This window comes from Bradyrhizobium sp. (genome assembly GCF_028868675.1).
Classification (GTDB): Bacteria; Pseudomonadota; Alphaproteobacteria; order Rhizobiales; family Xanthobacteraceae; genus Bradyrhizobium.
This window is the reverse complement of record NZ_JAGWUA010000035.1, coordinates 19,771-30,299: the sequence shown is the minus strand read 5'-3', so window position 1 is coordinate 30,299 and position 10,529 is coordinate 19,771. Positions and strand designations below refer to the sequence as shown.

Genomic DNA, 10,529 nt, shown 5'->3' with positions numbered 1-10,529 from the left:
CCGTCCGGCGCACGACGATGGGAACGGCAGGAAGCGCGGTGCTATCCGGCATCCGCCGCATCATATGGATGACTTGGTCGAGCTTCACGCGCGCGCTCCTGTCGCGCACGAGCAGTTGACGCTTGCTGACCCTGATTTCGTCGTCGAATCCGGCATCCGCCGCCGCATTGGTGGCGAGCACGGTACCGTCGTTGCCGAGAACGAGCGCCGGCTGCTCGAGCCGTTGAAACGCGTCCGTGACCGAACGCAGCACGGCTCGTCCGACGGAGGTGGCCAGGCTGGCAGTCTCCGTCAGGCGCGGCGCAAGGCGGGACAGCAACTGCTTGTCGGCACCCTCGAATGGGCCTTCTCGTGCCGTCCGCTGAATGGTCAATGCCCAAAATGCGGATCCGGCCCAAAACCCGACTCCGGCGAACCATTGAAAGTCGAACGGTCGAAGGATGTCGTTATACATCTGATCAGAGCGGATTTGCTCCGGCGTCAGCACGTCGTGGTCGGTAATCACCTCGCCCGATATCATGCGAGGAAAGCCCACGGCACGCGGGTCGGTCAGATGATAATTGTCTCTGAAATAGAGCCGGGTGGCCTCGTCCATCGAGGGCGTGCGCGGTACATCCGGGGTCCGGATATCGCTTTGAAGGAGTATCGCTCCAGAGGCCCCGACGGCCCTGCAGAGGGCTTCCATGATCTCCGGCCACATCGAGGGGTCGATGGCCGCTTCCCCCAGCCGACCGATGGCCCGATCGAGTTGTTCGCTATCGATTCGTCCGGTTGTCCTCAAGCGCCGCTCTCCCCCTGCTCGAAAATGCCGGAGAGATCCGTCCCGCGCAACGACTTCCTTCGGCCAATCAGATAGATGGCCAGGCTTCGACGCGGGCGGCCGATCCGCAACCCAGCCATCCGTGGAACCGCCAACCTGACCCATTTGGGTCATGCCGAATACTTGCGGGTCCTCATACGTTGCTTCCGGTTTGTTCGGACAACCTCATGCAAGGTCTTCGAGGAGCGAAATGAAGAAGCTGTTCGGCTCGATCGTCGGGCTCATTCTTGGTGTCGTCAGTGCGCACGCCAGCATCGTTCAAGTCACCTATTCCGGCACGGTCGTTGCCGGCTCGGATGCCCGCGGGATTTTCGGAACGATCAACACAGGCGTTGAAGCCTATGTCGGTCAGAGCTATGTGGCTCAGTACGTCTTCGATACGAGCAGGGCGACCGGCGCGTTTGCGCGGACATCCCCGGACAACAACTTCGTCTTCGGCGGCGCCGACTTCGTCAATCTGTCGCCGGCGACAAGTGCCCAGGTGTCCGTCAACGGACACACGTTTTCCTTCAACCCCATTGCTTATTCGCAACTGAGCGGCACATCCCAGACCGTCGATGCAAACGTGCAGAAGGCGTACGCCCGTCTGCACGTCGATTCGTCGCACGACACTCTTCTCGACAGCTATGTCAGAGCGAATGATCTCGGCCCTTACACAGTACCTCTCACCATAACGGAAAACTTCACCTACCATGTCCTGCCGGGGCAAACTTCCATCAGCCAATTCATCACGGTCGGCGGCTATGTAACCGCGAACATAGATACCCTGACGATCAGGGACATCACCACCGGAGTCCCCGAACCATCCACGTGGGCTTTGATGATCCTCGGCCTTGCCGGCGTCGGCTTCGCTGCCCGTCGACAACGCCGTTCGCTGCGAAACGTCTCGGTTTGATGCGCAACGCCGGCATTCGGACGGCAAGCGATCTTTACCGGCCCGACAATCAATTCAACTCGTAAGGGGGACGTCATGAAGCCATCGATGCGGATGCTCGCTGCCGTATTCGCTGGAAACCTCGCAAGCCCGGTGCGCGCTCTGAAAAGGTTACTCGCGCTGGCACCGGCTGCTCTCTTGTTCGTGAACGGTCCCGCACACGCAGAGCTGGCGGTCACGTTCACGTCGGTCACCGGGATCTTCAGCGACGGAAACAGCCGGAATGTCGGCTGGTCGTTCATTCCGCAAGCGGACATCGTCGTCAATGGCTTGGGCTTTTTTGACGCCGGAGCCGACGGCCTCGCCCAGAGCCATCCGGTAGCGATCTACGACGCCGCACACAATCCGATTGTATCGGGAGTTGTCCCAAGCGGTACGGCGGCCAGCCTCGAAGATCTGTTCCGGGTCGTAGGCGTGGCGCCGACTCTGCTTCACGCCGGACAGACGTACGTCATCGATGCCTATATTCCGGGTAACTCCGATGGTTGGGTGTGGACCCCGAACGTTGTGGGCGTCAACATCACCGATCTCACCGTAAAACCGGTCATCACGCTCGGCTCCAGCGGCTCGGCGAGATATAGTTGCTGCTCGGAGAGCAGCATCGCCTTCCCCAGCACGATCATCGATGATTCCCGATATATCTGGATGGGAGCAAACTTTGCAATTGCCGGCGTGCCGGAGCCCTCGACATGGGCGATGATGGTGCTCGGCTTCTTGGGGATTGGCTTGTTGACATACCGACGACGCGGCCAGGTCGTGCCGCGAACGTCCTGATCGGAAGTCCGTCACGGGGCGAGCTACGCTCCTCCGCAGTCTCGGAGTTGATCCCGGCGCTTCAGCGCGCCGCCGCCGGGGCGTCCGCGGTCTGCCGGTCGTCTCGAGCGTGGATCACGGCGATGTCGTCGGCGTAGATCCGCTTCCATCCCTTGATGTGATCGAGCACCTGCGCGGCGGGGGCGTCGGCGACCATCAGCGTCGCGTCGATCCGGTACTCGTCCAGCAGGCGCGTCAGATTGTCGAGCTTCTTGACCTCCACGGCCTTGAAGAAGTCCATCACGAAGGTCTCGCCGTAGAGCTCGGCGCGGCCGTCGACGAACACCGGGATGCCGCGCGAGATCAGGTAGCCGCCGAACTGGTAGGCGTTGAATATCCGCTGCGCCTTGCGCTGCTGGAGCAGGTCGACCGCGGCGACCGGCGTCTGGTTCATCGTGAAGGTGAAGCGATGATGCCCCATGTAGATCGACGTCGAGGTCCAGGCCGCGGCGACGATCATCAACGCGACGAGTGCCGTGACATGGCGCGCCGGCCAGCTCTCGCCGTGCGCAGTCGGCTCCATCGGTGCGGCTGAGCTGCCAAGCGGTTTGGCCAGCACCAGCGGCACCAGGAAGGCAAAGGCCTCGATGCTCCTGACGTGGGTCAGCGCCATCCAGGTGAGAAGCAGGATCAACAGAATTCGCGGCAGCGAGAGCACGAGGCCGCGTGCGAGGCCGAGCGCGATGAGGCCGAGCAGCGCGGCTTCGAAGGCCGAGAACGAGGCGAAGTTCGCCGGCATCCATTCGGAGATCACCGAGAGCAACTCGCCGAGATTGAGGATGTTCGTCGCGCCGAGCAGCGTTCGCCAGCCGTAGGGCGTGACGCAACTCGCGACGAGCGCGGCGACGCCGAACAGGAACCAGCGCAGCAACAGCCGGATCTGCTCGCGCGAGGCGAGGTCCCAGATCGCGACCAGCGCCATCGGTCCGATCAGCGCCAGCCCGAGCACGAAGCCGCCATGCAGGTTCGACCACAGCGCCATCAAGGGCAGGTGGACCCAGGACGGCGTGCTCTTGCGATCGGCAGCCCGCATCAACATGCCGACCCAGGCCACCATGACCGGCAGCGCCAGAATGTGAGGACGCGCCAGCAGATGGTGCAGCGACAGCGCGAGCGCCAGCATCGCGAACAGCACGGAGCGCGCGGCATCGAGTTGGGCGTCGAGCAGATGCACGAGAATTGCGGCCGAGAGCGCGATCGCGATGGTGGTGAGGATCACCGGGCCAGCCCAGCCCCACTGTTCATATGAGACCGCGAACAGCACCTGCGACAGCCACGAGGTCGACAGCCAGGGCTCGCCGAACCGCGTGAAGGAATAGAGATCTGTGTAGGGCAGGGCACGGTGGTCGAGGATCCATTGCCCGACCTTGATCTGCCAGAACGAGTCGGAGTCCTGCAGCAGGGTGTCGCCGACCAGCAGAAAGAACAGGTAGGCGCCGGCGCCGACGCACAGCGGCACCAGGGCTCGCGCGCGGCCGTGCTGCGCCACGCTGTTGGTGAAGGAAAGCGACATTCCGCCTCGTTGTCCTGGATGCGTCGGCCGGCCGGCGTACGGGCCGCATTGGACCATGGCGGTCATAACTTCGGGTAAATCGGCCGCTACGGGCGCGGACGATTTAATCGTTTGTTTTAGATTGCGGTTTACCATCGCCGGATACACGCAAACCGCGCCGTCTTTCCGCAGCCGGATTAACTGCGGCGCAATGCTTTGCCTCTACGGTCGGTTCGATGGTCGGCGGCGCTGGGAAGCCGGGAAGACCAGACTAGTTGTAGCCTCGTGTACTCTTTGGAGCAGTCTATGAAGAACCTCGTTGCGCGCTTCGTGAAGGATGAGTCCGGCGCCACCGCTATTGAATACGGCCTGATCGCTGCCGGCATCGCGCTGGCGATCATCACCGTCGTCAATAACCTCGGCACCACGCTGAACGCCAAGTTCGGCTCGATCTCGTCCAGCCTCAGGTAAGCTGGACGTCGATCTGGAAATACGAAGAGCCCCGTCACCGACGGGGCTCTTCTCGTTTGTGTAGCGACGATTGGCGGGGGAGCCGCGTCGCGAGGCTCCGGGAATGCGCGATCCGGCACCGCCTTTCCCGTAGCGACGAATTTGCAGCTTGTGTTCCGGCCTGAATAGTTGTTCAGTTCTTCACGGGCGATTTGCATCGAAGCGGTGAAAAGCGCTCGACCGAGGCGAACGAGCCCGGTGTTCGGGGACAGGAAGCGCGCCATGGTTTACCGGCGGACGCATCAAGTAGTGAAGCGCCTGGCGGCCCGGCGCAGCGCCATTCTGGCGGCGGCGCGCGACGCGGCCGCCGAGGGCGGAATGGCGGCCGTCCAGATCGCCCCGGTGGCGGTGCGCGCCAACGTCGCCGCAGGCACGGTCTATCGCTACTTTCCCTCCAAGGCCGACCTGATTTCCGAATTGATCGCCGAAGTGTCCCGCGACGAGCTCGCCGCCATCCGCCGGGCGGCGGATGCAGCACCTGGTCCGTCCTCGGCGCTGGCGGCCGCGGTCACCACGGTTGCCGTCCACACCCTGTCCCAGCGCAAGCTCGCCTGGGGCATTCTGGCCGAGCCGGTCGACGTCGACGTCAGCGTGTCGCGGCTGGCAAGCCGGCGCGAAATCGCGGGCGAGATCGCCGGGCGGATCGATGCGGCCGTGCGCGCTGGCCACCTTCCGGCGCAGGACACCGCGCTCGCGGCGACCGCCTTGCTCGGCGCGCTGCATGAAGCGCTCGTGGGACCGCTGGCGCCGGACAATCTCGATGATTCCGCAAAACTCCGCGACGCCGTGCAGACCGTGACGCTGCTCGCGCTGCGCGCCGTCGGCGTCATGGACGCCCGCGCCCGCGGGCTGGTCGTGCAGCAGACGGTGGTGCCGGCGAAGGCGCTGGTGGGCGCCTAACTAAGCATGATCCGGAAAAGTGCGAAGCGGTTTTCCGAAAAGATCATGCCCGAACAATAACCTAAGGCGTGATGACGATTCATTCCAATCTCATCGCGCTTTAGCATCGCTCACATATCCGCGTCGCCCTCGGGGCCGACGGAGGCGATGCGCACCATGTTGGTGGTGCCGGGAATGCCGAGCGGCACGCCGGCAACGATGATGACGCGCTGGCCGGCGCGCACGAAGCCGTCGCGGAAGGCGATCGAGCCGGCGCGGCTGACCATGTCGTCCTGATCGCGTGCGTCCTCTGCGACCACGCAGTGCACGCCCCACACCACCGAAAGCTTGCGCCCGGTCGCCATGTTCGGCGTGATCGCCACGATCGGCGGTTTCGGCCGCTCGCGCGCCACCCTGACGGCGGTCGAGCCCGAGCTGGTCCAGCAGATCAGGGCCGGCAGATCCAGCGTCTCGGCGATCTGCCGCGCGGCGTCCGCGATGGCGTCGCCCGCGGTCGCTTCCGGCTCCGGGCGCTGCGCGGTGACGACGGCGCGATAGGTCGGGTCGCGCTCGACCTCCTCGCCGATGCGATTCATGGTCGAGACCGCTTCGACCGGAAACTTGCCGGCGGCCGATTCCGCCGAGAGCATGATGGCGTCGGCGCCCTCGTAGACGGCGGTCGCGACGTCGGAGACCTCGGCACGCGTCGGCACCGGCGACTGGATCATCGATTCCAGCATCTGGGTCGCGATCACCACCGGCTTGCCGGCGCGGCGCGCCATCCGCGTCATCTGCTTCTGCAGGCTCGGCACCCGCTCCAGCGGCAGCTCGACGCCGAGATCGCCGCGCGCCACCATCAGCGCGTCCGACGCCTCGATGATGTCGGCCAGACGGTCGATCGCCTGCGGCTTCTCGATCTTGGCCATCACCGCGGCACGGCCGCGGATCATCTTCTTGGCCTCGACGACATCGTCGGCGCGCTGCACGAAGGACAGCGCGATCCAGTCGACGCCGGTGGTCAGCGCCGCCTCGAGGTCGGCGCGATCCTTCGGCGTCATCGCCGATACCGGCAGGTCCGTGTCGGGCAGGCTGACGCCCTTGCGGTCGGACATCTTGCCGCCGATCACGACGCGCGTCACCGCGCGCTCGGGCGAAGTCTCATCCGCAATCAGCCGCACCTTGCCGTCGTCGAGCAGCAGCGCGTGCCCGGGCCTGAGCGCGGCGAGGATTTCCGGATGCGGGAGATTGACGCGTGTGGCATCGCCCGGCGTCTTGTCGGAATCGAGGATGAAGTTCTGGCCGTTCTGGAGCTGCACTGCACCTTCCGCGAAGGCGCCGAGCCGCAGCTTGGGTCCCTGCAGGTCGACCAGAATGCCGATCGGCCGGCCGTAGCTACTCTCGACGTTGCGGATGGTCGCCACCAGTTCCCGCATCTTGTCATGCGGGGTGTGGCTCATGTTGATGCGGAAGAGGTCGGCGCCGGCCTCGAACAGGCGGCGGATCATCGCGCTGTCCGACGAGGACGGTCCGAGAGTCGCGAGGATCTTGATGCGGCGCAGTCGCCTCATGGCTTGTTTCCGGGCGGGGCAGCCGGCGGCAGGCCGGACGAGCCCGGGGGCGTACCACCCGGCGTGCTGTTGGGCAAACCCGGAACGCCGCCCGGTCCGACCGGGCCCGGCAGGCCCGGCACGCGCTGCTGCGAGGGCTGTTCGTTGGCGTCGGTGAGCTGCACCGTCCAGGCGCGCTGCTCGCCGGTGTCGACTTCGAAGAAGCCGGTGCGGTCATAGCCGCGCGCCAGGCAGTTCTCGGTGCCGCGGATGGTGAATTCCTTGTCGCGCGAGCACATGAAAGCCTGTCCCGACCATTCGCCGCCGCGGTCGTAGTCGATCGCGTAGATGTAATAGAAGCGTGCGACCAGCGTTCCGCGCAGCAGCGTTTCACAGCTGCGAGAGGAGATGTTCCACCAGCCTTCGGTGGTCCAGCCCTCGGCATCCTTGTAGCCGAGCGCAATCCCGACCCGGCTCGAGGTGTTGTTGCAGAGGCGGAAGTCGGCGGACGCCGGACCGTTCCACAGGCACAGCAAAGCGAGCGCCAGCACCGGGGCAAGGCGGGTGAGCACGGCGGGGAGGGGCAGGCGTGAAACGGGAGATTCGGCGATCATTGTCGCGGAAAGCTATAGCAAATCATTGACGATTTCGCGTACGGGCCCCGACCCTGTCAAGCATCCCCTGTTTGCGCTGCGATATGGCAAAATCTGTGACAGTGCCCACCTGATCTCGTAAGGGTGGGTCAGACATCTCCAGGGATCTGCGATCATGGCAATCGACGACAAAACCAGAACGGAGCTCGAAGCCGCCGCCTTCCGGCGTCTGGTGGAACACCTGAAGACGCGGACCGACGTCCAGAACATCGACCTGATGAATCTCGCGGGCTTCTGCCGCAATTGCTTGTCCAACTGGCTCAAGGACGCGGCCGATGCCAAGGGCGTCGCCCTGAGCAAGGACGAGAGCCGCGAGGCCATCTACGGCATGCCCTACGAGGCCTGGAAGGCGAAACACCAGGCGCCGGCGAGTCCCGAGCAGCTCGAAACGATGAAGAAGGTCCATCCCGGCCATTGATCGGCCGCGCTCTGCAACGCGCGAATCGGCTGCCGCGCAAGCGGTTTCTCGTTCGGCCTCAGGAAGGTGTGGGCGCGCTGTGGACGAGCGCGATGTCGCCTTGACGGAAGGGACGCCAAACTTGAGGGTCGATCCGGCACGCGCGGCGTGAGGCCGCCGGCGTTATCCCTCAATTGCCAGTTCCTTCAGGAGTACAAGATGGCTACTGCTGCCGCCGTCAGCGACGAAGCGCCCGCGACGAAATTCGCCAAGGACCAGCTCAAATCCATCATCGAGCGCATCGAGCGGCTCGAGGAAGAGAAGAAGGCCATCTCCGACGACATTCGCGACGTCTATGCCGAGAGCAAGGGCAACGGTTTCGACGTGAAGGCGCTGCGCACCATCGTGCGTCTGCGCAAGCAGGATCCCAACGAGCGACAGGAAGAGGAAACGATCCTGGAAACCTACATGCAGGCGCTCGGAATGCTGTGAGGCCCCTCGTAGCCCGGATGGAGCGAAGCGAAATCCGGGTTGCTGCGGCCGCGATAGCGATCAGTCCCGGATTGCGCTTCGCTCCATCCGGGCTACGGATCCACTCTGAGGAAACTCAGCGCAGGGCGGCGGTGCGCATCACGAAGGACGTCGTCTGGAGCCTGGCGGTCGCGGTCCCCGAGAAGCTGTCGCAGGACAGGCCGAGCATCGGATCGTCAACGAAGCCCATCGCGATCACCGCCCGAGGCTTGACGAAATAAGCGCGCATCGCGGCCATGTCGACGTCGCCCATCAGCGTCACCGACATCGCGCGGCTCGCGCTCGGCGCCAGCATCGCGATCCTGAGCCAGGCGCTTTCGCCCTTGGCGGCGGAGAGCCGGGCCGAGGTCGCAATCATGCCCGGCGATTCCTTGGCGACGACCGTGTTGATCTCGGTGGCCGGCGCAGGGCTGCGCGTCGCGGAAGCCGGGCGGGGCGAGCGCGGGATCGGTGCGGACGCCGCAACGATGTTGGCGCGATCGACGGGCGAGGCGGCGGCCGGTGCATAGGCGAGCGCCTGCAGCGCGGACGGCGAGACGCTCGCGGTCGGCTGCGGATCGGTCGCCTGCGCCAGCGCCTGGCGCGCCTTCAGCGCGGCGACCTGGGCGGGCGTGGCCTGCTGCGGCGTAGCGGGATTATCCCAAAAGCCGCGCGCATTGATGATGTCGGCAGGGGTTTGCGGCCTGGACTCGGGCGACTTCTCGGCGGCCACCGGTTTCGGCTTGGATGGCTGGACGATCTGCGCATCCGCCGTGGCGAGCTGCAGCGTTGCGGTCGGCTTGGCGCGCGGCACCGGGACGGCCTCGGCCAGCTTCTCGGCGACCTTGGTCGGCGTGAGCGAAGCGACGACCGTCGGTTTGGCAGGCGCTGCGGGCGCGCCCTCGTCGTCTTCGTCGCTCGCAGCCGACTTGCCCCTGAACAGGGCGGCCAGGAAGCTCGGCTTGCTGACGGTCGCGGCGTCGTCGGCATTGCCGCGGCGCTCGATGTCGGCCTTGGCGAGCTCATAGCCCTTCAGCGGCACGCCGTTGGTCGGGACATGGACGGTGCGGCCGTCCGGGAAGACGCGGGCGAGCTGGTCGGGCGTCATCCGCGGCCAGTGCCGGATGCTGCCGGTGTCGAGATGGACGAAGGGCGATCCTGAGGTCGGGTAGAAGCCGACGCCGCCGCGCTGCAGACGAAGGCCGGCGAAACGAATCTGCTCCAGCGGCACGCCCGGAATGAAGAAGTCCATCGCATGACCCAGCATGTGCTGGCTGTGGCGCGCCACGCCCGAGGAGCGGCGGCGGAGCATGGCGTTGGTGGCGGGCGATCGGTAGGAGGAGATGATCTGGATCGGCTGCTTGCCGTCGACGTCGCGATAGACTTCCCAGAGGATGTCGAAGAGGTGACGGTCCATGACCGTCTCGTCCTGGTTGCGCCAGTCGCGCAAATAGTGATTGAGCTGCTTCAGCGCCGCCTCGTCATAGCGCCCGTCGCGCTTGAAGGTGACGCTGAGGTCCTCGCCGGAATGGGTGTGGTGGAAGGAGAGGGTGCGCGTCTCGTTCAGCGCGGTCGCATCGTGAACGTTTCCTGCGCCGGCGAGCAGCAACAGTGAGGCCAGGCCGATCTTCGACCCGGCCTTCACTCCCCCACGGGGCAACGACAGCGCAGCGAAATGGCGTGCGAAACCAGTCAGCACGTATGAGCCCACCCAGTCGACGAGCGTTCAAAATGGACTCTCCCGCCAACCCCGCTAGCGCGCGAAAGAGGATGAACGCTTTCTTAAAGCGAGAAGGTTAAAGTTCGATTTACCTTCCCGCCCCCAAAGTCCGTAGCAACTCAGACTACGGACCTAACCGGCCGAGTGTGGCGAAAACGTGCCCAGAGCCTCGGTCCTGGTGGAGAATGGTTAACGTTAAGCGATCTCGTCGGAAGACGAGATCGCTGATTTCATTGAGGAATTGTTCCTCAGGT

At 64.9% G+C, this 10,529-nt stretch carries 11 protein-coding genes; 6 read left to right on the top strand and 5 right to left on the bottom strand.

Features of this window, described 5'->3' with window-relative positions:
* A partial coding sequence (locus KGM94_RS07425) for a hypothetical protein (RefSeq protein ID WP_300256440.1) occupies positions 1–781 on the bottom strand: 781 nt, incomplete at its 3' end.
* Between the two features lie 229 nt (positions 782–1,010).
* Between KGM94_RS07425 and KGM94_RS07420 the strand changes: the two genes are divergently transcribed.
* Together KGM94_RS07420 and KGM94_RS07415 are read left to right on the top strand one after the other, a co-directional pair.
* Positions 1,011–1,715 carry a PEPxxWA-CTERM sorting domain-containing protein gene (locus KGM94_RS07420; RefSeq protein ID WP_300256438.1) on the top strand — a complete coding sequence of 235 codons (705 nt, stop codon included), beginning with the start codon at positions 1,011–1,013 and terminating at the stop codon, positions 1,713–1,715.
* 75 nt (positions 1,716–1,790) lie between these two features.
* The gene (locus KGM94_RS07415) at positions 1,791–2,528 is read left to right on the top strand and encodes a PEP-CTERM sorting domain-containing protein (RefSeq protein WP_300256436.1); all 738 of its coding nucleotides are present in this window, start codon (positions 1,791–1,793) and stop codon (positions 2,526–2,528) included.
* A 61-nt stretch (positions 2,529–2,589) separates the two neighbouring features.
* On the opposite strand, the gene KGM94_RS07410 is transcribed toward KGM94_RS07415, so the two are convergent.
* Complete coding sequence (locus KGM94_RS07410; RefSeq protein WP_300256434.1) at positions 2,590–4,080, bottom strand: hypothetical protein; 1,491 nt, start codon at positions 4,078–4,080, stop codon at positions 2,590–2,592.
* A 285-nt stretch (positions 4,081–4,365) separates the two neighbouring features.
* Between KGM94_RS07410 and KGM94_RS07405 the strand changes: the two genes are divergently transcribed.
* The gene (locus KGM94_RS07405; protein WP_300256433.1) at positions 4,366–4,530 is read left to right on the top strand and encodes a Flp family type IVb pilin; all 165 of its coding nucleotides are present in this window, start codon (positions 4,366–4,368) and stop codon (positions 4,528–4,530) included.
* 261 nt (positions 4,531–4,791) lie between these two features.
* Positions 4,792–5,469 carry a TetR/AcrR family transcriptional regulator gene (locus tag KGM94_RS07400; protein ID WP_300256430.1) on the top strand — a complete coding sequence of 226 codons (678 nt, stop codon included), beginning with the start codon at positions 4,792–4,794 and terminating at the stop codon, positions 5,467–5,469.
* 110 nt (positions 5,470–5,579) lie between these two features.
* On the opposite strand, the gene pyk is transcribed toward KGM94_RS07400, so the two are convergent.
* Positions 5,580–7,016 (bottom strand): pyruvate kinase, encoded by a 1,437-nt coding sequence (pyk, locus tag KGM94_RS07395; protein WP_300256428.1) that lies wholly within the window; start codon positions 7,014–7,016, stop codon positions 5,580–5,582.
* Complete coding sequence (locus KGM94_RS07390; RefSeq protein WP_300256427.1) at positions 7,013–7,609, bottom strand: DUF1036 domain-containing protein; 597 nt, start codon at positions 7,607–7,609, stop codon at positions 7,013–7,015. Before KGM94_RS07390 ends, pyk begins: the two co-directional genes overlap by 4 nt.
* Positions 7,610–7,763: 154 nt before the next feature.
* Between KGM94_RS07390 and KGM94_RS07385 the strand changes: the two genes are divergently transcribed.
* Complete coding sequence (locus tag KGM94_RS07385) at positions 7,764–8,066, top strand: DUF1244 domain-containing protein (RefSeq protein ID WP_300256425.1); 303 nt, start codon at positions 7,764–7,766, stop codon at positions 8,064–8,066.
* Positions 8,067–8,264: 198 nt separating this feature from the next.
* The gene (locus KGM94_RS07380; protein ID WP_300256423.1) at positions 8,265–8,537 is read left to right on the top strand and encodes a DUF2312 domain-containing protein; all 273 of its coding nucleotides are present in this window, start codon (positions 8,265–8,267) and stop codon (positions 8,535–8,537) included.
* Between the two features lie 115 nt (positions 8,538–8,652).
* Here KGM94_RS07380 and KGM94_RS07375 read toward each other — a convergent pair whose 3' ends face one another.
* Positions 8,653–10,254 carry a DUF882 domain-containing protein gene (locus KGM94_RS07375; protein ID WP_300256421.1) on the bottom strand — a complete coding sequence of 534 codons (1,602 nt, stop codon included), beginning with the start codon at positions 10,252–10,254 and terminating at the stop codon, positions 8,653–8,655.
* Positions 10,255–10,529: the final 275 nt, after the last annotated feature.